A 24,261-nucleotide genomic window follows, 5' to 3' on the forward strand; every position below is an offset into this window, starting at 1 on the left:
TCGTAGGTCTGGGCAATGTTATCCATGTCCTCGAAGCCGCCGATCACCCAGTTGCTGCCGTAACAGGTGTGGTAGGTCGAGTTGGGCTCGATCAGTGTCACGTCCAGCCCCGGAGAAAACGTCTTCAGGTACTTGGCGGCCGTAGCCCCACCCGAACCGCCGCCGACCACGACGATACGTGCGCCATTGGAATAACCACCGGCGATCGCGCCACTGACCCCTGTGACGGAAGCCAGACTCGTAATGCCGAACGCCTGCAAGAAGCGGCGTCGATTGAACTGTTGCATGATGGACCCCCTGTTCAGAATCGGGCGAAGTACGACGCCATGGCGTCGATTTCTTCGTCGGTGTAACCCTTGGCGTGACGATCCATGATCGTCGCGTCACGATCGCCATCGCGGAATGCCCGCATCTGACTGCCGATTACCTCCGGCGACAGGCGGGCGAGATCCGGCACGCCCTTTTCGGCGCCCGCGGCGTTGTGACACGCCTTGCACGAGGCCGCCATCAGCTGCCCGCGCGTCACTTCGTCGTTCTCCGCCAGAACGGTGCCGGGCACCGCGGCAGCCATCAGCAGCGAGGCCGCAAGCCCCGCGATGTACATGCGCATCTTCATTGAACAAACTCCTCTTCACTTCGTGTGAATCGCGTTAATGTCGGCAGCGTTGCAGCCTGCCATCTTCCTTGGCCCCGGTAATCACCTCAGGCCACATGCCGTCTTCCTGTTAGGGCCGCCCCGTCGCTCGACCGGTTCGCCTACTCCCCTTCCTGCGACGCGCCGTTCGCTGATCACGGGAATACGTTCACTCTTCGGTGCTCCCGCTGCTCATCTCAGGCCCGGTAACCCACACCTCATTACTACGCCAAAATTCGTAGACCATCCCGCCAGGGGATACCATTGCACGATCACCCGTGCTCCCTGTCCCAAAACCAACTGCCAGCGCCCCTTTTTAAATTCACACCGGTCCGCCGCCATCCTTGACTCCCAATGGCCCGACAATACCGCGATCCAAGGCATGGCACCTATCAAGACACTGAGATTGCCCTAACGCTTATTCCGACCGCGACTCTGCCCTTTCAGCCTCTCCTTACAGGCGCTCTCGGATAAACTCAATCATCTCAGGCGAATCCCACTTTCGCGGCCCGATCGCAATAAACTTCCTTTGGCCCGTGGTGTCGACCAGTATGGTAGTTGGCAATGCTTTGATTCCCCATTCTCCAAGATTGAGGCTTGCATCCTCTACCACGGGAAACGAAACCGGCACATCTTCAAGAAACTCGTCCATTGCCTCACCACCTGGACCCGCATGAACCGCCAGAATCTGGAGCTTATCCGAACCGAACTCCTGGTACAGCTTTTCCTTGGCGGGCATCTCCAACCGACACGGCGCGCACCATGTTGCCCAGAAATAGACCAGAACGACGCGGTCCCGATAATCACCCAACCGGTGTTCGCCACCCTGCACAGCCGGCAACACGAAATCCGGCGCCATCGGTTCCCCGGGTACAGGATCCATAGCCTGGTCCGCATTGGCGTTCCCAAAGAACAGCATCACCAAAAGAAAAACAACGCTATTAAACACTACAATGAAACGTCTCATCGATTACAAGCCCTCCCCAGGCTCCAGAGGTACAATACGTCTCTCCACCCCTACGTTCCCTACTGGAGCGGCGAATGCGTCGGACACCAGCTCTCTATACTCGCCGGTAAGGGACCGCAGGAAGGCGACCAAATCTTCCCGTTCTTGCTCAGTCAGACCCAATGGCTGAATCCGCTCATCCTGTAAAGGATTTTCTATACCACCGTCGTTATAGAATTCGACGACCGCTTCAAGTGAATCCAATGATCCATCGTGCATATACGGCGCTGTGAGCGACACATTCCGGAGGCTCGGCGTCTTGAAATGCCATCGATCATCAGGGTCTTCCGTGATCCTGTAGCGCCCAAGATCTGGAGCAAGCCGGCTTCCAACCGTTCTAATCGTCTCCTCCGAAATGTTCATATAGACGCCAGGTGCAATCAACACTCGAGACCCCTCAGACGACCCCGACCGCCTTGAACGTTCTACTCCCACACCCGTGTTGTGCAGTTTCTGATCAGTGAACAAGGCGTAATCTTCCTTAACCGTATGACATGCAATACATTGCCCCCGACCCGAGAAGATCTCAAAGCCCCGGATTTGACTCTCAGTGATCGCATCTTCTTCATCACCGAAGTACCAGCGGTCGAAGGGAGAATTCCCCGATATCAGTGTCCGCTGATAGGCGGCAAGAGCCTTGGGAACCGTATCGATATCCGGCCCTCGCCCATCAAACGCCGCTTCGAAACGCCCGTCATAATCCGGCAGCGACTCGATCGTCTGCAAGACGTAGCCGATCGACGGGTTTGCCATTTCATTCTTGTCCAGCATCGGTTGCCAGGCCAGCTGCTCAAGCGACTCTTCTCTCGAATCGTGGAAAAGCTCATCAAAGAATCCAACGTTATACAGAGTCGGGGCATTGCGACCAACGGATCTGCCCATTATTCCAACAGCTGTTCTCGTCTCATTATTGGTGAAGCCCTGCTCGGCAATGTGGCACATCGCACATGACTGGGTTCTATTCAAAGAGAGCCTGCGATCAAAGAAAACCTTTCGGCCTAGTGCAACTCGCTCTTCAGTCAACGGATTGGACTCTGGAATTTCCAGTGGAGGTAGGCCCAGCATGCCTTGCTTTGCCCGGCCGACAAGATCTGCCGGAACACCGATACGTGACTCCAAGGCGAGTGATCGGGTCTGAAAATCCGGCCTGTCATATCCTCTTCGGTCATCGCCTGGGCGATCGAAAATATTTTCACCCGAATCAGCAGAAGAATCGGTATCCTCCGCATAATCCGCGCTCGCCATAAAGGACAGTAACAATGCCGACCCGATGCCAGCTAGGATCCAGAGTCCAGTTTTCATATTAGCCTTCCAACCGTTCATCCCTGCACCTTTCTACCTTAAGCGTGGCGGTTATCATCGTTTAATATCGGCGTTGTCACCCGTCAAGGTCTTGAGAAAAGCTACCAGGGCCGCCTTCTCCTCTGTGCTGAGACCCAAGGGTTGTATCAGTGCTGACTGATACCTGTGGGGGACGCCTCCGCGGTCATAGTAAGCAACGACTCCTTCCAGGCTGCCAATAGAGCCATCGTGCATGTACGGCGCTGTCAGCTCCACGTTTCTTAGGGACGGCGTACGGAACTTCCAGCGATCCGCCGGGTTCAATGTCACCTCATACAGACCAAGATCGTTATATGCGCGTTGTTCCGTACCTGTCAGCGCTTCTTCGTTGATGTTAATTGTTTGGCCTGCGACCTCGATCTGCCGACGTTTGGGCCGAAGCCCCATCGAATGTTCGTACCCAATCCCCGTGTTATGCAGGGAGTTATCCGTGAACAGCGCATAGTCTTCATTGACCGTATGGCATGCAGCACAGTTGGCTCGATCGCGAAACACTCTGAAACCCAGCTCTTCCTCCTCATTCAGAGCATCCGACTCCCCCCCGAAATACCACCGGTCGAACCGTGAGTCGCCGGAGACGATCGTGGTCATGTACGCCGACAGCGCCGCCGCGACGTTAGAAACAGTCGCACCCTCTCCGTCAAACACCTGCTCGAACTTTGCCTCCAGGTCCTCGTTGGAGCGCAGACGCTGCAAGACCTGGCCCATCGAACGATTACCGAGGAAGGGCTGGTCAAGCAGCTTTCCCCAAACCAAGGTGTCTAGAGAGAATTCCCTACCATCCCAGTACAGGCGATCCTGATAGGCGACATTAAAAAGCGAACTCGAGTTTCTGCGCAGACTTTGTCCGCCAATGCCCACCGCACGACTCACGGCGTTCTGAGAAAATCCTTCTTGTGGCTTGTGGCAGGACGCACACGCCAAAGTATTGTTGGACGATAGAACCGGGTTTCGGAACAGTTCGCGCCCGAGGTTTGCACGATCGGCACTCAAGGCGTCCTTCTTTGCGGCCGAGAGCGATGGAAGACCCAGCGGGGCCTCTTCTACCCTACCGAGAAGCAACTCACCCCACGCCTCATCCGTTAGCGTGTGATCTGGGTCATCATCGTCCTTTCGGACGGAGGACTTCCCTGCTTGTTCCAGCATCAGCGTGCGAACATCGGTCAACAACAACTCGGGGTGCAGAAAATCGACGCTGTAGATGTTCCTTATACGTTGATCTCGATCAATCAGATACACACGCAGCACGTGTGCAAAATGGCCAGTGAAATTCCCTTCCTTGTCATGCATCCGATTCACCGCTTGACCGTAATCCGAAAGGATTGGGTCCAGCGCGTCTTCGGACTCGGTCGTCAGGAATTTCCAGCTCGCTGTCTCCTGCGTGAAAGCCCTCCGGTACGAGGCCATCACGTCAGGCGAGTCGTTATTGGGATCGAACGACAATGTCAAGAGACGGACGTCACCGTCCAAGTCACTGTCATTCCGAATCTTTTGATGAATCTGTTGCATGACAAATGTCGCCAGGGGGCAACCATTCACGTCATCGCACGACGTGTACACAAAGCTCAACAGGACGTATTGATCGTCGAACAGATCTTTTAATTCGGCAGAGTCCCCAGTTTCAAGCAAAACATCTCCGGAAGGTGCATTCTTGATTGGTGGCAACCGGTAAGTTCCTGGCTCCGGAAGCTTAAACCCCAACGAACCATATCCGGGAGCAAGAAGTACGTCTTCAGAAGATTGAGCGGCAGTGCCGTCGGTGTGTCGGCCGAGATCATGACCGTCTTGGGCCCACAGCGTATTAGGTACCAGTGCAATGGTCATTAACAAAAGCAAGACACTACGCGGGAAAGAGATCAGTCGACTAATAGAGAGATGTCGGATGCACATAAATACTCCGAAGGAAAATCTAGGAGAAAGGGTATCGGCCCAACGGGCCGATACCAATGACCCCAAGCAGGAGAATCAGAGTCTATTCCATGGCCTTGGCTCCAATTCCCCAAACACGGAGGTCTCCATGTCTCCTACCTTTCAGAGGTCTCCTTGGCGGAGAGGATCAATTCGTCAAAGACTGTGTCCTTCATCTTCTCCGAATCGCCGCTCTTTGCAAGGCCGCCCTCAAACAAGCTCGCAGAGTTGAACGTGATCAAATGCGCCCGACCAAGATTTTCTTCGTAGAAATCAATAGTCCACGCTTCAGTCAGCTCGTAGTTACTCTTGTCGAAATGGTACTTGCGGAAGAACTGTTCGTCCTGGTCTCCTTTCTTGTCCCAGTTCGACAGGAGCGAAGTGCTGAAATACACTCGGTCGCCATCCCAGCTCTGGGAAACCATGTTGACCTGTGCGCCGATCTTCCGCTCTTTCACCAGCTTCGCATTGAACGGATCCGAAACATCGAAGAGCCGGGTCTTGCCATCCATAAAGGTGTTGATCCAGAGGTAGCGGTCATCGGAGGAAATTGAGAAGGCGACTGGAAGCGGAACGTCTTCCGGATTACCAATGGTACCGACCTCTTTGGCGGACCACCCTTCTTCCACATCGTCATAGATCACGTAGATCTTCGACGTTAGCGCCGTCGTAACGAAGCAATAGTTGGCACCCCACGCACACCGGATTTCCAGGGGCGCACCGGGGACGTCAAGGACGCGCTTCGCTTGCCGTTCGTGCAAATCCCACACGACGGCGGTATTCCCGAACCGCTGCATGGCTTCCGGGTCCTCGAGCATCTGCCCGAAGTCCATCATGTAATTCGTCCAGCCAGTGAACGAAGACGTGATCATCGCATTTGCTGCAGGCAGGAACCGAACGTCATAGCCATAGCCGTCGGCAAAGTCGCCCGTTTTCTCCGCACCCTGGAGGTTTTCGTCCGTGGGCATCCAGTAGGTTTCGACAAACTCGCCCTCGTTGGTGTATTCGACCAGAGCCGTTCGGCCACCGTGATCGCGGTCGTTCGAGAGCGCACTGATAATCATCCGGCCTGGCAGTGCGAAAAAGCTGTGCGGCCCAACGACACCGCCGGTTTGTTCCACAAAGTCGTCAATCGTCTTGACCAGCTTCGGATTGGATGGGTCCGTGTGCACGTCAAAGATGAAGATCTTATTCGAGTCCAGACCACCCGCCCACAGATAGCGGCGATCATCGGTATAGCCAGAATGGTGTGCCTCGTTCTGACCACCAACCGACACATAGTTGATGACTTCTCCGTAGGTGTCGGAATTGGGATCGACATCAACGGTTACCAGCTTGTCCTGTTCATCGCCTACGCCGTTTTCACCGAGCGTCCAGACGTATGCGTACTCTTCATGCCCGGTGATCTTGGGCGAGTACGGCGACACACAGGTCTCATCCGCCGAGGCGACTCCCGCTCCTCCAAGCCCAAAGCCGAGCATCACTGCTGCAGCTACCGGGGTCATCATCGTTCGCAGTTTCGTGTAACCTTTCTTCATCACTCCTCACCTCTTCTTGTCGCAGGTGGCGTCGAGCGCGTGCTCTGCCACCCTCCTTGAATCGCGCCACCGGGCGCCGCCAATGACGCATAGCCCCAAGCCGTTGCTAGCTCGGCAATTCATCTCCAACCTAGTACAGCAATCTGCACATAAAACAGCCGTAGAAATACGTACGGGCGTAGTAATACCTATTCGGTGAGGAGGAATTACGACCCGACCTCTATAACGCTTGTCTCTGGATCCCTCTCCATGATTACATCATAAGCGAATGTGTGGCGAGCCCAATCCAGTGATCAGCGGAACACCCAGAGGTACTCCTGATCATCTCTCCAACGCACAGGCCCAATACACCGGACCTACCATGTGATGGGATCGCCAAGACTCAGAGGAAAGCGTAGGCCCAATACCCACCTCGATAATGAAGACCTAAAGGACACTTAAATAGGAGGATTGACCTGGAATCAGTGCAAAGCGAGCCGATCCAGGCGATTCATCAGTAGGATTGCGAACGCACAACTAAAGGCAAGACGCTTGCGCCGCAATATAACAGAGCTTTGAGGGGCCGAATATGGGAATACTTTCAGTGAAAGATATCCGTTTCAGAAGGCGACATGGGAATCTCGATTTCGAGCGGGAGGTCGGGAACACTTTTTCCATCGACCTAATATGCCAAACCGATCTGCGAAAGGCAGCAAAAACTGACCGCCTGTCCGACACCCTGGACTATGCGCCCGCAGTCGCAACCGTAAGAGAGATCATGGAAGGGGAATCGGTACATCTAATCGAAACGCTGCTGGACCGAATCGGCGAATCGTTGATGGCACGATTTCCAGACATAATGTCACTCGAGGTTCACCTACGAAAACTACACCCTCCTATCCCGGAAACCTGCGAATATGTCGAATTGGTCGACCATTGGGAGCGTTAATGAGCCTAATTGGGCTTGCGATTGGCAGCGAGATGTTCCCTCGAGAAACACGTGAAGAATTGGCCTGGCGCCACTTCTGTCGGCAGTTGGTAGAAAAGCGACTCTAGTCGGAACCGACGCAAGCCCGGCAAAGTCGGCCCTCGGAACATGGTATGGAATTCTGATCCACCCAAGAGACAATGACTAGCCGTCAAGTAAAGCCGGGACAGAACATCGGAATAAACCATCGAGGCTAGCACCCTGGGCCCCGCCAACAAATATATACTCCGATAGCCGGCGGACCCTAGCCGCTTAACAAGGGGCGCTCCATCGACCCAACGACCTTCATCTTCGGCCCATACATCGAAGCCTTGTGATCGAAGTGATTTTACACGATCAGAATTGGCCCTCTTGCCAGTTGCGACAATAACCCGCTGGTCACTTGTTTCCGATTTTTGAGGAGTTGGAAAATCCAATGAGGAACTTACGATTACGATATCGGGCTGTTCTTTAAGGCCACGGTGAACGCGCCAATCAAGCAGGTGCCGGGTATCCGGATCGATTCCAACCTTAAGGATATTGCCCAGTCGTCCGGCGGCGAGAGCCCGCAGGTAGGCGCCGTGCACGATTATGCAGTCCGACTGTGCTTCTAGCTCTTGCAACAGGTATATATCTTCGGCTGAACCCATTGCTTCGGGTATGTACGAGTCCGCCTCATCGCGACCTAAAGCAACACGCCCGTCCATGCTCGCGATAAAGTTCCCATACACGAAAGGCTTTTCGTTTGTCCCAAGGAGGTGCAATCGATGCCCCAAGTAGAGGCCTAAGACTGAACGCATTTGGGACGGAGCAGGATATAGCTGAAGAAGTTCTGTATTAATCATCGTATAAAGGCCAAGATTTTACGTAGTCGTCGCAACGGTTACCAGTATTATAGGCAATAGCTGGAGATATGAAATGAGTAAGGATCGCCGAGATGATACGACCTATAGCGTGGATGAGATAAATGCCAGGCTTCAGGAGGAATTACCTCACTGGTACTATAAAGATGGGTGGATTCGTCGGAAATATCGAACGAATGGCTGGAAGGGAACCCTAATGGTTATCGGGGCAGTCGGCCATGTTGCCGAAGCCGCGTGGCATCACCCGGACATTAGCGCTTCTTATGCATTCGTCATCGTGAAGCTCATGAACCACGCCGCTAAGGGCGTGACAGACAAGGATTTCGAGCTGGCGCGCAAGATTGAGGAGATGGTGCACTGGCAGCCGGATCCTAACGGTGCACTAGAGGGGACGCCCGACGATTCGCGTTTTCGCTACATCAAGTACGATTAAGCTGGGTCAGGCGACTTTCTTCGGCATCAGCGCGCGCTCTGACTTAACGATTATCGGCTCGCACCCGCTCACGTAGTCTCTTTAGACGGACTTGGGCCTCTGGTGCGCGCGGAAGCTGTTCGGCGTAGTGTAACGCCCGATCCCAGTCTCCTCGCTGGTGCTCGTGATACTTCGCCAGGGCCTCCAGGGCCTCCTGGTGGCCCTCTTCGGCCAACGCTTCCCAGATCGGCACTGCGCGATCAAAACGCTGCGTACGACGCCACTCCCGTGCCAGCCAGAGCTTTCCCCGTGGCGACAGGCTTTCCTCGCCCACTTCAAGGATCCGGCGGGCGGCGTCTTTCCCATCCAGTCGCTCCACGAGTCGTGCGGCCCCTTCGATCGAGCCCTTATGGGACAGTGGATCCTCCAGTACCCGAGCCAGCACGGGGCCCAGTAGGGTCAGGGAGAGGATGTCGTCGGTGTTGTGTTGAATCACGCGCTCCAGCTCATCGCTGCGGCCGGAGGCGAGATAGGCCTTCCAGGCCCACGGGGCCTCCGACCCGGGCAGGTCGTCCTGGCGATCCAGCGCCAGCAAACGTTCCTCGACCGTGCGCAGCCGACAGTCGGGCCAGGCGTGCCCGAACAGGCTGCGCACCGGGTGCAGGAAATCGGTGTGTGCAGTCTCCGGCACATCCGGACGGCGCTGCATGCGGCGGCGATCACGCAGCAGCGGCAGGTCGAAGGTCTTGCCGTTGTAGCTGACCAGGTGATCGCATTCGTCCAGGGCGGCGTCGACCGCGGCCAATAACGCGCCCTCTCCCGCAAACGCGGTCATCAGCCACTGGCGCAACCGGACCCGTCCGCCCTCCAGCGTGGCCAGGCCGACCAGAAACGCGACGGTCCCGGCACCTCCGGCAAGGCCCGTGGTCTCGGTGTCGATGAAGCCTACCCGCGGAGCTGGGCTCCAGAACGGACTCGCCGAAGCGCGCGCCATCGAGAGTGCATACCGTCCATGCGCGTGGTCATCGGGGATCACCCGGTCGATCTCGATCACATGCTCGGCGAGTCGTTCTCCTCCCAGTCGGTTCGCCAGCGCCTCAGGTGACACCGCCTTCCGGCGTGATGGGGTCTTCGCTCGGGTGCGCCCGGTCCCGGCCACGCCCATCCGATCCAGCCGCGCCCGGATCTCGTCGAGCACATTGCCGCTGCCGGGCGCGAAAGGAGAGGACTCGGTCGACGCTCGGCCAGGTGCCGGTGGCTCGCTACCGGCCTGGCGACGCAGCGTGTTCAGGCGGTCATGCAGACCCATGGGATTCCAGGCCTTCGAGGACCGTGATGGCGGCCTGTTTCGGGGAGAACCCGCGGACCTCGTCGCTTGCGAGGATCGGGCCGATGCATCCCGGACAGCCATGGGCGCAGTCGCACTGCCGGATGAGGCTCAGTGCATCTCGGATCACCCGTTCACGGCTATCGAACAGGGGCGCGGAGAGACCTACACCACCCGGATAATGGTCGTACAGGAACACGGCGGGCCGGAACCGGCCTTCCTGCTCCGGATCGCACTCGCCGCCATCCAGCGTGCGGAGCTGGCCGCGGCCGTTCGATCCCACAGTGGCGAACCACCGGGCACCGCCATCACCGACCGCCCGTCCCAGATCCTGCGGCTCGGCCATCACGACGAGCGAAGCCACGTGGTGCATTGCATACGCAGCGCCCAGAAAACCGTCCAGGGCCTCGTGGCGCGAGGCAAAGCGTTGCTCCAGCGTATCCGGTGCCATCTGCCACCAAACGGCCGTGGTGTGCATCTCTTGGTCCGGAAGATGGATGTTGCCGTACCCGATGTTCTCGTGAGTGTAATAGCGGATCTTCTTGTACCCCGGGATGCGCCGGACGATGTGCACCTCGCCGCGGGCGGCCTCACCCTCCCCTGCGGGTGAGCGCTCGAAGTCATCCAGGATCTTCAGACGCGTGTAGTCGATCGCGTCGGTGTAATAGTCCGCGCGGGTGCGCGTGACGAACGCTTTGCGCCCGGTCCAATCCAGCCGCTCGACCTGGTAGGGCACGGCCTGGACCAGATAGATCGCCCCTTCGTACAGCGTCTCGGCCGCACTGGAGAAGTCCACCTCGGCGATGATCTGCTGCTGACCCTGGGTGGTGTCCACCACCACGAAGTTGCCCTCAGCGACTGAGCGGAGGCTGACGCTCTGGGCCGGGTAGCTGTCTTCGGTCCAGTGCCAGGTGTCGGACTCCCGGTGCAGCACGCCCTGCTCCTCGAGATACGCCAGCAGCGACTCCAGATCCTCGCCCCCGAACGTCTCGCCCTTGCGAAAGGGCAGCTCGAAGGCGGCGCAGCGCACATGGTCCAGCAGGATCAGGAGCTGATCCGGCGCGATGCGGGCCTGCTCCGGGGACTGGCCGAGGAAAAACTCCGGATTGCGGATGATGTACTGGTCCAGCGGATCGGAACTGGCGACCAGCACCCCCAGCGAAGGACGGTTGCGCCGGCCGGCCCGGCCCAGGCGCTGCCAGGTGCTGGCAATGGTCCCGGGGTACCCGGTCAGCAGGCAGACATCCAGGCTGCCGATATCCACCCCCAGCTCCAGTGCGGAGGTAGCGATGACGCAGTCGACGTTGCCGTTGCGCAGCGCCTTCTCGGTCTGGCGGCGCTCGTTCGGGAGGTAACCACCGCGGTAGGCCGCGACGCGCGTGGCCTTGCACGGATCGTTATCGAATACATCCTTCATGTAGCGGGTGATCACCTCGACCATCAGTCGCGTGCGCGCAAAGATGATGGTGGTGAGCTTGCCCCGCAGGGCCATGCGCGCGATGCGCGTGACCTGGGAACGGGCCGAGGCGCGGATGCCGAGGTCCGCATTAACCACCGGAGGGTTCCACAGCAACAGGTGACGTTCCCCGACCGGTGCCCCGCTCTCGGTGATCGCCGTCACCGGCTCGCCGACCAGACCCGAGGCCAGTTCTTCCGGGTTGGCAATGGTGGCCGAGCTCATAATGAAGACCGGGTCCGCCCCGTAGAACCGACAGATACGGCGCAGCCGGCGCATCACGTTCGCTACGTGCGAACCGAACACGCCGCGATAGGTGTGCGTCTCGTCGATCACCACGTACTGCAGGCTCTCGAAGAACTGGGCCCACTTGGTGTGGTGTGGCAGGACGCCCTGGTGAAGCATGTCCGGGTTGGTAACGACGATGTCGCCGCGGGTGCGCACCGCCTTTCGGGCATCCCCCGGGGTATCGCCGTCGAACGTGTAGGCACGGACTCCCAGGTCCCCGGCCTCATTGAGCTCCATGAGCTCCGCGACCTGGTCCTGCGAGAGCGCCTTGGTCGGGAACAGATACAGCGCCTTGGCCTTCTGCGCGCGGGCTGCCTGCAGCACCGGGAGGTTGTAGCATAGGGTTTTCCCCGACGCGGTTGGCGTAACCACTACCGTGTGGTGGCCAGCGCGGATCTGGTCCCAGGCCGCGCGCTGGTGGCTGTAGAGGCGTTCCACGCCGCGCGATCGGAGAGCGCCGGCAATGGCCGGATCAAGATCGGTGGGCAGATCCGCGTACTGGGCCGGCCGTGCCGGGAGGACCAGCTCGCCGGTAATGCGCTTGGCGTAGCGCTCCTTGATGCGCTCGACCAGGCGTCGTGCACCCGCCTCGCCACCCTGGGGTTCGGCGCTCAGCTCGGGGACAGAATCTTCGGGGAGGACGCGCGCCGGTTCGGTCATGGCAATCTTCTCGCGGGAGCCGTACAGTGGCGATCATAGCTTGGAGAACAAAGGGAGAACAATGTTCTCTTGCCTGTGCGATCACGAACCTGGAGAACGGATGCCATGGAGGCAGTGACCCCGCACCAGCGTCGCGTGCTCGAAGCCCTGCAGCGCTTCGCCGCCGAGGGCCATGCGCCGAGTCTGGATGAACTGGCCGAGACCTTGGGCCTGCGCTCACGGGGATCCCTTCACAAGCACATCCGCGCCCTGGAAGCGGCCGGCTATGTAAAGCCCGCCCGTGGCCGCCATCGAGGGATCCGCCTGGCCGATGGCCTGGAAGCGTCGTTCCCGCCGGAAGACGAAGCGCCCGCGAGGGGTTCCTGGGGTCCCGACACCCTGCCCCTTCTCGGACGCATCGCCGCCGGACAACCGATTGAGGCATTGGCACATCCGGAAGCCGTCGAGGTCCCTCCGGCCCTTCGCGGCCGGGGTGAGTGTTACGTCCTCGAGGTCAAGGGCGACTCCATGCAGGACGCCGGCATCCTGGACGGCGACTGGGTCGTGATCGAGTCCCGTAGTCACGCCCGCAACGGTGAGATCGTGGTCGCTCTAATCAATGGCGAGGAAGCCACCCTTAAACGGATCGAGCAGACGCCGAACGGCATCCTGCTTCATGCAGAGAATCCGGCGTATAACCCACTGACCGTTGACGCGGAAGCACTCGAGATCCAGGGCGTGCTCGTCGGGCAGATACGCCGATACGCTCCGTGATGGAGTGCCCGTCTAACCGCATGAATGGGTCGGGAGACCAATCTGAAAGCGCATACGCCAAACAGCGGCTTATCCACCAGCGGCTGTCAGAACTCCAAAAGTTAAGCTGAGCCATAGGATTGACAGGTAATCGAGCCGTGAGACCATCAGTCGCACTCAGACATCATCGCGCCGCGGTCCAGCAGATCGTCGAACGGCACCACGCCAGGAACGCTCGCGTCTTTGGTTCAGTTCTCCGTGGAGACGACAAACCAGGAAGCGATCTGGATTTGCTCGTCGATCCGACTGAAGAGACCTCTCTACTGGACATCGGTGCAATCCGCGGTGAATTGACTGAACTGCTCGGGGTGGAAGTCGACGTCGTCACCCCCGGCGCGCTCCCCGAAAAGTGGAGATCTCAGGTGCTCGAGACAGCGCGAGCCATATGAGCGAAAGGGCCGGAGCACGCGCTATGGCGTCAGCAGTGCCAGTTCTGAATGCTCGTCGTTCGCCTTCAGCATAACGAGAGCCCAACAAACCCCGTACACCCAGCGGTGCCGGGCAGCCTCGCCACTTCGTCGGTGCCGGGCAACCACGACGCCTCTGCGTTTCTCGGGGAGATGCTCCGCGAACGGCGCGGGATTGGCGTCACCAGACTCGAGCGTGACCGGTGCGCGCTGCGCCCAGTATTGATACTGCCCCATCGGCGTTTCTCGGCCTTCACCCTTACCTGAGAAATGCATGTATTCGAAGGCATCATCGAGCTGCGTCTCTCGGAGGAACCGCACCCATAGATTGAGCGCGGGCAAGGTCGGCAAGACAACGTCGAACGGACCAGTCGCTAGCTTGCCTGACAGAAAGATCCGAAGGAGCCGCGCGCGTTCTTCCTTGCTCCAGACGCCCTTCACACCCAGGAGTAGCTGGACCGCTTCCCTCGATAACCCCAGTCCCTGTTGAGTCCGGGGTGAAGACATGATCCGTTCATGGCGCCCTGTGGGAGGTCTGCGAAAGTGCTCCGGAAGGTCCGATAGCCAGGCCCTCAAGGCATCCAGTGTGGGCCCTTGCCATGGTCCTACAAAACGAACGACCTTCGGGTCGTCCTCCGACGCTCGATTCAAGTGCTGAGTCGATGAACGTAGTGATTCATCGTGATCTCGGTCGTCAGGTGCCCCATGAGCGCGCTGATTAGCCGTAGGCTGCGGCGCTGAACCGCATCCGCGCGCGCCGCGAGTTCCGTGCCGAATTCTTCCGCGAACCCGCGCCCAACCAGCTTCTGCTGGAGGGCACTGAAAGGCCGTAATGGCGACACACCCAACGGCCTGGCGCTATCCGACCACAGGATGCATCGAGTCGGTTGTTGCGCCACCGCCGGTCCTGCGGCACCCTCGCGGGACTTCCGCGCCTGGCGGGCGTGTTCCCAACGGTATCCTCCGAGCGAAGGCCATGAGTGAAGCGACAATGACGGCGGTGGCCCGGCAGCGACTGCTGCTCCAGGGGCAACTGTCGACCGCCCTGGCGCGGCTGGTGACCCCCTGTGCCGAGAGATGGGGTGATCGCGAGGCCCTGGAGCAGCGACTCGCGGTGGCTCTGGGCGCACTGCCGTCCTGCAAGTACCTCTATGTGCTCGATCATCGCGCTCACCAGGTGACCGCCAACGTATCCCCAGAAGGCCCCTTGCCAGACCAGGCCGGACGGGATCGCAGCACCCGGCCCTACCTGGCCGATGCCCTGGCCGGTGCCGAGTTTTCCATGTCGTCGGCCTACATCAGCCGCAACCGGCGCCGCCCTACCCTGACGGCCGTGCAACGGCTGACCCAAAGCGATGGCACATTGCTGGGGTTCCTGGGGGCGGACTTCGACCTGCGGGAGCTGCCCCTGACCCGCGACCTCTATCAGCAGCCGGACCAATGGATGCAGCTCAAGGGGGATCCAGCGATCCGCGGGGGTCTGTTCAACCAGCATCGGGTGGACAGCCCGCTCGACACCCGTATCGACGAGGTACTGGACCTCCTGACCGAGCTGGTGGCCGCCCACGGCGTATTCCACGGCAAGCTGCATTTCTCCAGCTCCCGGGCCACCTTGTGGCTGCGCGACGACCCATTCCGCTACCGCTTGCTGGACTACGAGGACCTCACGGATCCCGGGATCTGTCTCGCCTATCCTCAGCGGGCCTACCCCGAGGAGGCATTACTCTCCACGGAGCAGGTAGCCGCGGTGTTCCGTACCTTCCGTGAGCTGCGCTTCATGGACGACACGATCTACCTGCGCTCCGGCTCCCTCAATATCTTCAACGGCATGGTTGGCCTCAACTTCTCCTGTGACGGGTCCCACTACATGAGCGGGCAGGAGTTTCTGGCCAAACGCCTGGACTTCTGGCTGGGCTCCGAAGAAGAGCACGAACGCCCGTAATCCCCCGACGTCCGGGCAATCTACCTTCGGATTGACCCCATAACGCCCGAAAGACAAAGTGGACACCCATCTTGTTCACATGCCGCCACAGCCCCTTTCTCTCGTAGGAGCCCAGCCCTCTGGGCGATGGGGAACTGGACACGCCCGATCGGCGAGAGGGCTCGCCTCCTACAGTGGTAGGACCCAGCCTCACCAGGGAACGGGCGTGGGGTGATTCCGTTGCTACAGGCTACGGACATGCCCCTTGGGGCGCTGGGTCAGGCGGCGTCTAGTGGGTGGATGCGGTTTATGTCGTCCTGAATGGCCTGGGCGGCGTCCCAGAGGTCCACGGCACGTTGAGCATTCATCCAGTACTCCGGGGTAGTCCCGAACAGCCGTGCGAGCCGCAGTGCCATCTCCGGACTTAGAGCTCGACGTTCGCGCAGCAGTTCGTTGATGGACTGGCGCGATACGCCTGCCGCCTTGGCCAACTCCGCGGTGCTCAGGCCAAAATCCGGAAGAAAGTCCTCGCGCAGCATTTCACCCGGATGGGTCGGCCGCCGCTTCAGGCCGGTGGTGTTGGAGATGCTCATCACTATTGCCTCCTAGTGATAATCCGTGATTTCGACATCGAAGGCGTCGCCATCCTCGAACCGGAAGCAGAGCCGCCGCTGGTCATTGACGGAGATTGCATACTGACCCTTGCGATCTCCTTCCAGCGCGTGCAGCCGATTGCCGGGAGGAACCCGCAAGTCATCAAGCTGCTCGGCTACCGAGAGATAGTCCAATTTGCGGACCGCCCTTCTGGCAACATCTGGCGGGATCCGCTTCGACTTCCCTGTCGCGTACAACTCTTGCGTACGCCGATCCGCGAACGTCTTGATCATGGCACCAATGTCTCGTATCACGTGACACGTGTCAATCTGCTAGCTAACGCGGCGAGAAAGCGGAGTCCCATCTTGTTCACATTCCGCCACAGCCCCTTTCTCTCGTAGGAGCCCAGCCCTCTGGGCGATGGGGCATTGGACATGCCCGCTCGGCGAGAGGGCTCGCCTCCTACAGTGGGTAAACCCCAGCCTCGATGACGCACAGGCGCAAGCGCTTTGGGGCGGTATCGCCGTTTCGCTGGAGGCTGGATTCCGGCACAGGCCGCTAATGGGTCGAGGCAGTACCAAAAAACTCAACCATGCGTGCAAGGGTTGTCTATAGTTCACAAGACACATTCCAAGAGGACTTCGAATCACATGGCCGATGTTTCCGGCAGCACCCCGCAGGCGAAGTCCTCTCCAACTCCATCCGATAACACCACCAGCCGGGAGTTTGTCCGGGGCCTGCCACGGATGGTCGCCGACCTGGCCGACCGGTGGTACATGATCCGGCAGCGTGGCTGCCGCCATGTGGACCTGGGGGAGATCCGCGCGCTGACCCGGGTGATCGCCGGAGGGCTGGCCGGGACGGCGCTGAAGGAAGCGCTGAACACCGCACGGCGCATTGACGAGCGTGTGGCCCAGCATCTGCAAAGCCCGCTGCCTCCCAACTCCAACGAGCAGGAGACCATTGGCGCCCTGATCCTGCGCCTGCAGGGGACGCTTCCGGACGATCTCGCCGCGTCGGAGGGGCTCCCGGCGGCTCCGGAGCCCGACAGTATGCCGACTCCGGTTCCCGACCGACTGCGGGTCCAGTTGCTCGGGCCGGCCGGCGCGGAACGCGACGAACTGGCACTGCAACTGGTGGCCTGTGGCTTTCGGGTGGACGCCTTCGCCAGCCTGCAGGAGGCGGTGCATGCCGAATCGACAGCGACGCCTCATGCACGCGTCGTCCTGGCGGCGCCGCCGGGCCCGCCAACACCGGATGACGATGCAGCGTTGCCCAATATCCTGATCCTGCAAGCTTCCCAGGTCGGGGAACAGCCAACCACGATCGATGACTGGGACGCGGTCCTGTCGATGCCCACGATTCCCTCCGAGATCGCCGCGACACTGGAGGGCCTGGTCGACTCCAGCCCATGGGATCCGCTGCGGATCATGCTGGTCACCACCGGGCAGTCGGTCTCCCCGACCCGCGCCCTGCAGGAGGCCCCGGCACTCGACATCCAGCGTCTCTTGCCGGAGGACGATGTGCCGGGCCAAGCCCTGGAGAGCCTGCCCGAGGCCATTGTGATCGACGTGGACATCACGCCCGGTCAGGCCGCGGCCCTATCCCGCTCCCTTGATCAGGACCCATCGCTGTTCGACATCCCGCGCGTTCTGCTGACGCCACCAGAAGGCCCTGGAGCCGAGCCGGGCCCTCGGCTTGCGCACATATCGCCGGAGGCGGCGCCCGCGCGTGTCCGCGCCGAGGCGCGCCTCTGCCGCCGACGTCGTCGGGCCGGGCGGGCCCCCGCCACCCTGCGCTCCGGCGACCTGGCGCCCCTGCTGGACCACTGGCGAGCGGGGCTGGCCACTCAGCCCGGAATCGTCGCCCTCGCCTGCGTCGAATGGGACGAGGCCTCAAGTCTGATCCGGGAACAGGGAGTGGCCGGTTTCTCGCTGCTTCAGCGTCGCCTGCTGGGGCGAATCGCGTCAGGCCTGGCCGCGGGCGAGCGCATCACCCGATTCAGCGAGAACGCGACCCTCGTGCTGCTGAACCGAGCCGACGCGGAAGCCCTGTCAGGCTGGGGCGATGCCCTTTATGCGAAGGTCCCGGCGCCGCATGGTGCCCCGAGCCACGCGCCGTACCCGGGCCTGAGCATCGGGATCACGGCACTGGCCGACATACCCGCGGCAGATGCAGTGGACCAGTCTCTGGCGCTTTGTGCGCAGGCCCGCCGGGAGGGCGGAAACCGTATCCAGCTGGACCCGGCGCTGATCACGCCGGAGTGCGGTGCCGCCCAGCAGCAGCACTGGCGCCAGGTGATCACTCGGGCGATTCACGAGCACCGCCTTTTTCTGGTGTATCAGCCGATCGCCAACATCGCCGGCTCCGACAACACGGAGCGCTACGAAGTGCTGCTCCGGATTCGCGATCCGGAAGGCCACACCCAATTACCCGGCCCGTTCGTCAACATGGCCGGACACCTGGACCTCGACCGGGCGCTGGACCGCTGGGTGCTGGCCAACGCAGTGGACATCCTGGGCGCACGACTGCGCACCCATCCGGACTCGGTGTTCTTCGTCAAACTGTCGCGCGGGTCGCTGCGCGACAAGGACCTGGCAGGTTGGCTCGGGCGCATCCTCGCCCAGGCGGCCTTGCCAGCCCGAGCGCTGGTACTGCAGCTGGCGGAGGAAGACATCGTGGCGGACCTACAGCAGGCCGAACGGGTCATTGGGACACTGCGCGATATCCATGTCGGAGTGGCCGTGGAGCACTTCGGACTCTCCAGCGAACAGCCGGCGCAGCTACTGCGCAGCCTGCAGCCCGACTACGTGAAGGTCGCGCGTCCACTGACCCACGGGCTGCACGATGCCGCCGACAAGCTCGCGCGCCTGGAGCCGCTGCTGAACATCGCCCGGGCCAGCGGCGCACGCACCATGGCGGCCTATGTGGAGGATGTGGACGGCCTGGCCCTGCTGTGGCAATCGCAGATCGACCTGGTGCAGGGCAACTTCCTGCGTCAGCCGGACGAAGAGCTGCGCTACGACATCGAGTTCTAGCGCACGGTGCGGTGGTGTCTTCAGTCGCAGGAGGGCCCGGGGTCTGCCTTCAGATTGAGCAGACCGCCGCGTTAGCGGAAGAGGTCGCCCATCTTGCGCGCACACCGCCCCAGCCCTTTTTCTTGTTTTTCTTGTAGGAGCCCAGCCCTCTGGGCGATGGTGAGCCGGACACACCCGATCGGCGAGAGGGCTCGCCTCCTACTGTGGGCAGGCCCCAGCCTCGGCGACGAACCGGCGCGGACACGGGGTCAGACCTTGCCTGTTGCCCTGCCCGGCCAACTTTGGCGCAAAGGGGGGCTCGGATTCCGAGGGGCTCTGTTCCGGCCACACGGGGACGAAAACCAGGATCTGACCTTGTGCCTTGGCTCGTCGATCATTGCGGTCGGTCACAAGGGCCACCTACGGTACCGAGCGAACAGCTACCTCTCGGAACGGTCCGGCAGATTGCCGCGGTCTCTGCGAGACCTCGCAATGACGGAATATCGCGGGCATGACGGGGCCGGACCAAGGTAAGGTCAAACGCATGCACGGCGACGCGGTGCCGCATCGCGAAGGTGGCCCGGATGGCGCGAGTCAGGTCCCCGATGCGACGACCTTGAGGGGTCCGTGGTCGTCGCAGTGGTCACCATGGGGGTGATGCAGGTGGCCGTCTACCAGGTAGTCGACGTGGTCCCCGTGCGGAACGGGCTCGTGGCCGCAGCCGGGACCGTGCACGTGATTCGGGTCGTGACCTTGGCACTGATGGTCCGGGGTGCAGTGATCGGGGTTCGTTTCGCTCACCTCGATGACATGCTCGTCAACATGGTCGCCATGCGGGTGGTGGAGATGGCCATCATGCAGGTAATCCACGTGTCCATTGTGCTCCACCGCGGTGTGTCCGCAGCCGGGTCCGTGTTCATGATCGTGATTCGGATGTTCCTGGCAACTCATGACGCTTTCTCCTGCTGGACAACCTGTTGAGCGATCGCACCTAACCCGTGTTTTAGGTGACCATGGCGATTTCCTCAACTCGTTGGTTGACCCGACGGCACAGCAAGTTCCGACCGTTGTGCTGATCAATGACAGGGTTGGACCCCGGTAACCGGCCAATACGACCGCGGAGAGCCGGACTCTCTGACGTCACCTCGCCTGTTTCCAAGGGCCGTTTACCGCTGCGCGGTTGCCGGTCGCCCCGGGACACCAAAAGCATCCTGAGGGAGCCTGCTTGCAGGCGCCTACCGGGCCCAGAATCGCTCAGGCCTATGGCGAGTGATCAGGGGTACATGATCGTTCGGTGCGCCCGCCGCTGCGATCGAAACTGGCAGCGTGTGGTCGGATAGAGACCTTTGTGCCGATGGCGAGCGACCCAGCCCATGACTTCTCCGAATGTGGAACACGACCGAACCGTTGATCCCGCCGAGGTGGAACGCTACCGCGCCCTGGCCGAGATGTGGTGGGAACCGGATGGAAGACTCTGGCCCCTGCACGTGCTGAACGGCCTGCGCAGTGACTACATCCGCGACCAACTCTGCCACTCGCTCGGGCGGGACGCGGAGGCCGAGCGCCCCCTGGACGGCCTGCGCATCCTCGATATTGGCTGTGGCGGCGGGCTGCTGAGCGAGGCCATGGCCCGCCTGGGCGCGAATGTACTGGGCGTGGACGTCGTCGACCGGAACATCGCCGCGGCTCGGCTTCATGCCGCGGAGCAGGGCCTGGATATCGAGTACGAAGTGAACACCGCGGAAGCCCTCGCGGCACGAGGCGAGACCTTCGACGTGATCCTGAACATGGAGGTGGTGGAGCATGTGGCGGACCTGCCCGCGTTCATGGCGAGCGTCAACCGCATGCTGCGCGCCGGCGGCCACACCTTCGTGGCCACGATCAATCGCAATCCGGTCTCGTTCGTGGTGGCGATTGTCGGTGCCGAGTACCTGTTCCGCATCCTGCCCCGGGGCACCCATCAGTGGAAGCGCTTTGTCACACCGCGGGAAACGAGGGCGCTGCTCGCGCGGGACGGCCTGGAGCCCGTGGCGCAGACGGGAGTCAAGGTGAATCCGCTTTCCCGCCGGATGTGGCTGTCGCGCTCCATGAGCGTCAACTACATGTTGCTGGCACGGAAGCCCGAAGCCTGAAGGACGGGTTCGCTGTATGCCGATTCCGCCGATCCCTCATCCGGGTTACACGATCATGAAAGAGGACACCCACTTTTCCATCAGGCCAGTAGTCCCTTAATCCGGCTGATACTCCAGCGACGAGTGATGCAGATTGATGCGCAATGCACCGGCGTCATCGCGCACAAAACCCCAGGTCTTGTCGACGGTTGTAACCTCTCCATCCTGGTCCGTGAAATGCACCTTCCCCATCGTGATCGCGCTCTTGCCATCGATGAAGATTCCGGCATTCTGTGGTTCGCACTCCTTCCAGGCCTCGAGAGCAAACCCGGAGTCGTCAGGAAAAGAGGAATCGCCCCCCACGAAGTACGACAATGCACCTTCCCGGGTCATGCGGAACGTGTCCGGTTTCTGCGCCAGCGTGGGTTTGAAGAGAACCGTGCCCATCTGGTAGGCATATGCTTCGTCGATGATGTCTGCGGCGAGCGCCTTGGCGGCTTCATGCCCGCTTTCCGCATAGGTGGAACTGATATCGACAAGCGCCTCGCACCAAGCGTCCTGAGCCGCCAGGACGTCTTGCTTCAGAATCGATTGATCGACCACCACGACATCTTCCGCAGCCGCCGAGCCGGAGATCAACGAGATCGTTGCGACTAGTGCGAAGCCAAAAGAGTGCTTCATTGTTACCTCCTCTTTACGCGAGATCATCTCTGTCATGCACTGTCCTGGCGGGCGTCACGCGGTTGGTCGCTCGGCCGGGCGATATCCCGAGCAGCGAGCGCCCGTGAGACCCTTGCACAAAAGCATTCGCGAACGGCGCCTGCTCTACACTCCGCTCGAACCCGGGCCAGCACCCCCCACGACTGAAAGCCCACGCAGTTCCTTGCGGTCCGACCGCGCGAGACATGGACATCGAGCCTGCGAAATAACAGCCAATGGGTCAAGCAGCGACGAGGACGGGCACAGATGTACTTTTCTGAAGGTGAAGCAAGATAAAGGACACCCATATTGTTCACCCGCCGCCACAGCCGCTTTCGCTCGTAGGAGCCCAGCCCTCTGGGCGATAGGGCGCTGGACATGCCCGATCGGCGAGGGGGCTCGCCTCCTACAGTGGGTAGGCCCCAGCCTCGGCGACGAACCGGCGTGCCAGATGCCGCACACGCCCCTTCTCTCGTAGGAGCCCAGCCCTCTGGGCGATAGGGCCCTGGACATGCCCGATCGGCGAGAGGGCTCGCCTCCTACAGTGGGTAGGCCCCAGCCTCGGCGGCGAACCAGCGTGCCAGATGCCGCACACGCCCCCTTCTCTCGTAGGAGCCCAGCCCTCTGGGCGATGGGGCGCTGGACATGCCCGATCGGCGAGAGGGCTCGCCTCCTACAGTGGGTAGGCCCCAGCCTCGGCGACGTGAGAATGCGGCAACCCACCCTCCTCCGGCTCCACGCTGCCTTTCCGGCTGCATTGGAGCTCCAGGTTATCTACCGTCAGGATCGACAGTCCCGTTCGTGTATCGCTCCAAATGCAAGCGCTTCGACGCGGTATCGCCGTTTCGCTGGGGAAGACTAACGGGACATCGGGGAAGACTAACGGGACATCCACCTTTTGGCACGTCCGGGAATCCACCATCGCCGTACGCCGCAGTGCCCCGTTTTGGCATGGCTGTGCTTGCGCCCTATGTCGGCTGCGGAGCGCGGTCTATGATCGAAGGGACATGGGTTCGGTGCCGAGCGCACCCGGGGATGCTGGCGAAAAGAGAGGAACATCATGGCGGGGCCATATCGGATGCTGCATGGGGCCGGGTTGGTGCTTGTTCTGCTGGCAGTCGTATCGGCCGCAGGCTGTGCCATCAGCCAGCCGACGGAAGGCCTGGATGACGAGCGAAACACGATCGCGGTGGCGCGCGAGGCGGGGCCGAGCGTAGTTTCGGTGCGGGTGTCGAGAACAGCAGAAGAGGACGACGCGGGCCCCGACGAGATGACCGAGGTGATCGGTGGCAGTGGCTTCGTGGTAAACGACGAGGGCCAGATCATCACCAACTTCCACGTGATCGCGGCCACGGTTGGCGAGGCGAAGGAGGACCGCATCGATCTGGCACCAGGGGCGACGCTAACGGTGTCGTTCCTCGGGACGCCGGAGGTGGAGCACGATGTGCGGGTGGTCGGTGCCAACCCGGACGTGGATCTGGCGCTACTGGAGCTAGTGGACCCGGCGGCGGCGCCCGACCCCGGCCCGATCCCGCTGGGCGATTCCGACCGGTTGCAGGTCGGCCAGAAGGCGATCGCGATCGGCAATCCGTTCGGCCTGCATTCGACGGTCACCGCCGGGATCGTGTCGGCGCTGGAGCGCGAGCGTCCGGGGCTGGTGGGGATCGAGATCCCGTACATCCAGACCGATGCTGCGATCAACCCCGGCAATTCCGGCGGGCCGCTGCTCGATTCCAGTGGCGAGGCGGTGGGGGTCAACAATGCCATCCTGGCGCCGGCCGGAACCTTCGCGGGCATCGGTCTGGCGGTGCCGAGCAACCTGGTCGCCGAGGCGATGGCGGAGCTGCGCGCGGGCGGTTTTTCCGGCCTGGCGGCCGCGGCGGCGCAGCTGCCGGAACGCCCGCGCATGGGCATGGAGGTGGCGCTGCGGGTGGTGGATTACCCGCGCGGCCTGCGCGCGGAGCTGGGGCTGCCAGAGCATGGCGTGGTGGTGACCGACACCTCGGCCGACGGGCCGGCCGAACGCGCCGGCATCCGGCGGCCGGAGAACGTGGTGCTGGTAAACGGGCGCGCGTTCCCGGTGGATATCGACGTGATCACCCATATCGACGGACAGCGCGTGACGCGGCCGATCGACATCCAGCGCGTGATTCTGGGGCGCGAGGAGGGCGACGTGGTGACGCTGCGGGTATGGCGCGACGGCACTGAGCGCGAGGTGGAGGTCGCACTGGAGATCGTTCCCCTGGGCGAGGATTGAGCCCGAAGGCGGGAACCGCCGCACCCTTGGTCTGACGCCTCTGGCGTGCGCTCTCCGGCAGGAGCCCAGCCCTCTGGGCGATGG

22 protein-coding genes are annotated in these 24,261 nt (G+C 61.2%); 9 read left to right on the forward strand and 13 right to left on the reverse strand.

From position 1 onward, the window contains the following. The 6 genes from C936_RS14380 to C936_RS0113555 all read right to left on the reverse strand — a co-directional run. The coding region (locus C936_RS14380) for an FAD-dependent oxidoreductase (protein WP_038044202.1) at nt 1-287 on the reverse strand (287 nt) is incomplete at its 3' end. 14 nt (nt 288-301) lie between these two features. Beyond that, nucleotides 302-616 carry a c-type cytochrome gene (locus C936_RS0113530; RefSeq protein ID WP_018173878.1) on the reverse strand — a complete coding sequence of 105 codons (315 nt, stop codon included), beginning with the start codon at nt 614-616 and terminating at the stop codon, nt 302-304. Between the two features lie 472 nt (nt 617-1,088). Beyond that, nucleotides 1,089-1,601, reverse strand: coding sequence for a TlpA disulfide reductase family protein (locus tag C936_RS0113535; protein ID WP_018173879.1), 513 nt, complete (start codon nt 1,599-1,601; stop codon nt 1,089-1,091). A gap of 3 nt (nt 1,602-1,604) precedes the next feature. Beyond that, on the reverse strand, nt 1,605-2,942 hold the full coding sequence (locus C936_RS0113540) for a cytochrome-c peroxidase (protein WP_231362957.1): 1,338 nt from the start codon (nt 2,940-2,942) through the stop codon (nt 1,605-1,607). Between the two features lie 54 nt (nt 2,943-2,996). Continuing rightward, nucleotides 2,997-4,805, reverse strand: a complete 1,809-nt coding sequence (locus C936_RS0113550) for a cytochrome c peroxidase (protein WP_231363229.1) — start codon at nt 4,803-4,805, stop codon at nt 2,997-2,999. Nucleotides 4,806-5,005: 200 nt separating this feature from the next. Continuing rightward, a complete protein-coding gene (locus C936_RS0113555; protein ID WP_304412303.1) occupies nt 5,006-6,427 on the reverse strand; it encodes a selenium-binding protein SBP56-related protein in 1,422 nt (473 codons plus the stop codon). A gap of 568 nt (nt 6,428-6,995) precedes the next feature. On the opposite strand from C936_RS0113555, the gene folB reads away from it, so the two are divergent. Next, nucleotides 6,996-7,355: a dihydroneopterin aldolase gene (gene folB / locus C936_RS15220; RefSeq protein WP_081616876.1), complete on the forward strand. Its 360-nt coding sequence runs from the start codon at nt 6,996-6,998 to the stop codon at nt 7,353-7,355. 5 nt (nt 7,356-7,360) lie between these two features. Here folB and C936_RS15225 read toward each other — a convergent pair whose 3' ends face one another. After that, nucleotides 7,361-8,218, reverse strand: coding sequence for a dihydrofolate reductase family protein (locus C936_RS15225; RefSeq protein WP_081616875.1), 858 nt, complete (start codon nt 8,216-8,218; stop codon nt 7,361-7,363). A 73-nt stretch (nt 8,219-8,291) separates the two neighbouring features. Between C936_RS15225 and C936_RS14385 the strand changes: the two genes are divergently transcribed. Beyond that, the gene (locus C936_RS14385) at nt 8,292-8,669 is read left to right on the forward strand and encodes a 4a-hydroxytetrahydrobiopterin dehydratase (protein WP_038038899.1); all 378 of its coding nucleotides are present in this window, start codon (nt 8,292-8,294) and stop codon (nt 8,667-8,669) included. A gap of 43 nt (nt 8,670-8,712) precedes the next feature. On the opposite strand, the gene C936_RS0113565 is transcribed toward C936_RS14385, so the two are convergent. Beyond that, complete coding sequence (locus C936_RS0113565; RefSeq protein ID WP_018173885.1) at nt 8,713-9,957, reverse strand: ribonuclease H-like domain-containing protein; 1,245 nt, start codon at nt 9,955-9,957, stop codon at nt 8,713-8,715. Further along, nucleotides 9,944-12,379: a DEAD/DEAH box helicase gene (locus C936_RS0113570; protein ID WP_018173886.1), complete on the reverse strand. Its 2,436-nt coding sequence runs from the start codon at nt 12,377-12,379 to the stop codon at nt 9,944-9,946. Before C936_RS0113570 ends, C936_RS0113565 begins: the two co-directional genes overlap by 14 nt. A 105-nt stretch (nt 12,380-12,484) precedes the next feature. On the opposite strand from C936_RS0113570, the gene lexA reads away from it, so the two are divergent. Together lexA and C936_RS0113580 are read left to right on the forward strand one after the other, a co-directional pair. Next, nucleotides 12,485-13,132 carry a transcriptional repressor LexA gene (gene lexA, locus C936_RS0113575; RefSeq protein WP_018173887.1) on the forward strand — a complete coding sequence of 216 codons (648 nt, stop codon included), beginning with the start codon at nt 12,485-12,487 and terminating at the stop codon, nt 13,130-13,132. 137 nt (nt 13,133-13,269) lie between these two features. Then, the gene (locus tag C936_RS0113580; RefSeq protein ID WP_026278846.1) at nt 13,270-13,560 is read left to right on the forward strand and encodes a nucleotidyltransferase family protein; all 291 of its coding nucleotides are present in this window, start codon (nt 13,270-13,272) and stop codon (nt 13,558-13,560) included. Between the two features lie 21 nt (nt 13,561-13,581). Here the strand turns inward: C936_RS0113580 and C936_RS0113585 are convergent, their stop codons facing one another. After that, the gene (locus C936_RS0113585; RefSeq protein WP_018173889.1) at nt 13,582-14,085 is read right to left on the reverse strand and encodes a hypothetical protein; all 504 of its coding nucleotides are present in this window, start codon (nt 14,083-14,085) and stop codon (nt 13,582-13,584) included. Between the two features lie 484 nt (nt 14,086-14,569). On the opposite strand from C936_RS0113585, the gene C936_RS0113595 reads away from it, so the two are divergent. Beyond that, a complete protein-coding gene (locus C936_RS0113595; RefSeq protein WP_018173891.1) occupies nt 14,570-15,520 on the forward strand; it encodes a PDC sensor domain-containing protein in 951 nt (316 codons plus the stop codon). Between the two features lie 257 nt (nt 15,521-15,777). On the opposite strand, the gene C936_RS0113600 is transcribed toward C936_RS0113595, so the two are convergent. Further along, nucleotides 15,778-16,092, reverse strand: coding sequence for a HigA family addiction module antitoxin (locus C936_RS0113600; protein WP_018173892.1), 315 nt, complete (start codon nt 16,090-16,092; stop codon nt 15,778-15,780). Nucleotides 16,093-16,104: 12 nt separating this feature from the next. Beyond that, the gene (locus C936_RS0113605; protein ID WP_018173893.1) at nt 16,105-16,386 is read right to left on the reverse strand and encodes a type II toxin-antitoxin system RelE/ParE family toxin; all 282 of its coding nucleotides are present in this window, start codon (nt 16,384-16,386) and stop codon (nt 16,105-16,107) included. A gap of 453 nt (nt 16,387-16,839) precedes the next feature. On the opposite strand from C936_RS0113605, the gene C936_RS0113610 reads away from it, so the two are divergent. From C936_RS0113610 to ubiG, 3 genes are all read left to right on the forward strand, one after another. Next, nucleotides 16,840-19,131: an EAL domain-containing protein gene (locus tag C936_RS0113610; protein ID WP_018139716.1), complete on the forward strand. Its 2,292-nt coding sequence runs from the start codon at nt 16,840-16,842 to the stop codon at nt 19,129-19,131. A 606-nt stretch (nt 19,132-19,737) separates the two neighbouring features. Next, nucleotides 19,738-20,091: a hypothetical protein gene (locus tag C936_RS0113615; RefSeq protein ID WP_018173894.1), complete on the forward strand. Its 354-nt coding sequence runs from the start codon at nt 19,738-19,740 to the stop codon at nt 20,089-20,091. 392 nt (nt 20,092-20,483) lie between these two features. Continuing rightward, nucleotides 20,484-21,242: a bifunctional 2-polyprenyl-6-hydroxyphenol methylase/3-demethylubiquinol 3-O-methyltransferase UbiG gene (ubiG, locus tag C936_RS0113620; protein WP_018173895.1), complete on the forward strand. Its 759-nt coding sequence runs from the start codon at nt 20,484-20,486 to the stop codon at nt 21,240-21,242. A 96-nt stretch (nt 21,243-21,338) separates the two neighbouring features. Here the strand turns inward: ubiG and C936_RS0113625 are convergent, their stop codons facing one another. After that, the gene (locus C936_RS0113625) at nt 21,339-21,938 is read right to left on the reverse strand and encodes a hypothetical protein (RefSeq protein WP_018649553.1); all 600 of its coding nucleotides are present in this window, start codon (nt 21,936-21,938) and stop codon (nt 21,339-21,341) included. A gap of 1,060 nt (nt 21,939-22,998) precedes the next feature. Between C936_RS0113625 and C936_RS0113630 the strand changes: the two genes are divergently transcribed. Beyond that, nucleotides 22,999-24,177, forward strand: a complete 1,179-nt coding sequence (locus tag C936_RS0113630; RefSeq protein WP_018173897.1) for a trypsin-like peptidase domain-containing protein — start codon at nt 22,999-23,001, stop codon at nt 24,175-24,177. The last annotated feature ends 84 nt before the right edge of the window (nt 24,178-24,261 follow it).

Origin of the sequence: Thioalkalivibrio sp. ALJ4 (genome assembly GCF_000377225.1) — a bacterium.
Classification (GTDB): Bacteria; Pseudomonadota; Gammaproteobacteria; order Ectothiorhodospirales; family Ectothiorhodospiraceae; genus Thioalkalivibrio.

What these genes read in the sequence shown, in the direction of transcription:
- C936_RS0113535 (WP_018173879.1), bottom strand. Translation starts at nt 1,601, where the DNA reads ATGAGACGTTTCATTGTAGTGTTTAATAGCGTTGTTTTTCTTTTGGTG.
- C936_RS0113570 (WP_018173886.1), bottom strand. Translation starts at nt 12,379, where the DNA reads ATGACCGAACCGGCGCGCGTCCTCCCCGAAGATTCTGTCCCCGAGCTG.
- C936_RS0113610 (WP_018139716.1), top strand. Translation starts at nt 16,840, where the DNA reads ATGGTCGCCGACCTGGCCGACCGGTGGTACATGATCCGGCAGCGTGGC.
- C936_RS0113625 (WP_018649553.1), bottom strand. Translation starts at nt 21,938, where the DNA reads ATGACAGAGATGATCTCGCGTAAAGAGGAGGTAACAATGAAGCACTCT.
- C936_RS0113595 (WP_018173891.1), top strand. Translation starts at nt 14,570, where the DNA reads ATGACGGCGGTGGCCCGGCAGCGACTGCTGCTCCAGGGGCAACTGTCG.
- lexA (WP_018173887.1), top strand. Translation starts at nt 12,485, where the DNA reads ATGGAGGCAGTGACCCCGCACCAGCGTCGCGTGCTCGAAGCCCTGCAG.
- C936_RS0113600 (WP_018173892.1), bottom strand. Translation starts at nt 16,092, where the DNA reads ATGAGCATCTCCAACACCACCGGCCTGAAGCGGCGGCCGACCCATCCG.
- C936_RS0113585 (WP_018173889.1), bottom strand. Translation starts at nt 14,085, where the DNA reads ATGTCTTCACCCCGGACTCAACAGGGACTGGGGTTATCGAGGGAAGCG.
- C936_RS0113565 (WP_018173885.1), bottom strand. Translation starts at nt 9,957, where the DNA reads ATGGGTCTGCATGACCGCCTGAACACGCTGCGTCGCCAGGCCGGTAGC.
- ubiG (WP_018173895.1), top strand. Translation starts at nt 20,484, where the DNA reads ATGACTTCTCCGAATGTGGAACACGACCGAACCGTTGATCCCGCCGAG.
- C936_RS0113605 (WP_018173893.1), bottom strand. Translation starts at nt 16,386, where the DNA reads ATGATCAAGACGTTCGCGGATCGGCGTACGCAAGAGTTGTACGCGACA.
- C936_RS15225 (WP_081616875.1), bottom strand. Translation starts at nt 8,218, where the DNA reads ATGATTAATACAGAACTTCTTCAGCTATATCCTGCTCCGTCCCAAATG.
- C936_RS0113530 (WP_018173878.1), bottom strand. Translation starts at nt 616, where the DNA reads ATGAAGATGCGCATGTACATCGCGGGGCTTGCGGCCTCGCTGCTGATG.
- folB (WP_081616876.1), top strand. Translation starts at nt 6,996, where the DNA reads ATGGGAATACTTTCAGTGAAAGATATCCGTTTCAGAAGGCGACATGGG.
- C936_RS0113555 (WP_304412303.1), bottom strand. Translation starts at nt 6,427, where the DNA reads ATGAAGAAAGGTTACACGAAACTGCGAACGATGATGACCCCGGTAGCT.
- C936_RS0113540 (WP_231362957.1), bottom strand. Translation starts at nt 2,942, where the DNA reads ATGAAAACTGGACTCTGGATCCTAGCTGGCATCGGGTCGGCATTGTTA.
- C936_RS0113550 (WP_231363229.1), bottom strand. Translation starts at nt 4,805, where the DNA reads ATGACCATTGCACTGGTACCTAATACGCTGTGGGCCCAAGACGGTCAT.
- C936_RS14385 (WP_038038899.1), top strand. Translation starts at nt 8,292, where the DNA reads ATGAGTAAGGATCGCCGAGATGATACGACCTATAGCGTGGATGAGATA.
- C936_RS0113630 (WP_018173897.1), top strand. Translation starts at nt 22,999, where the DNA reads ATGCTGCATGGGGCCGGGTTGGTGCTTGTTCTGCTGGCAGTCGTATCG.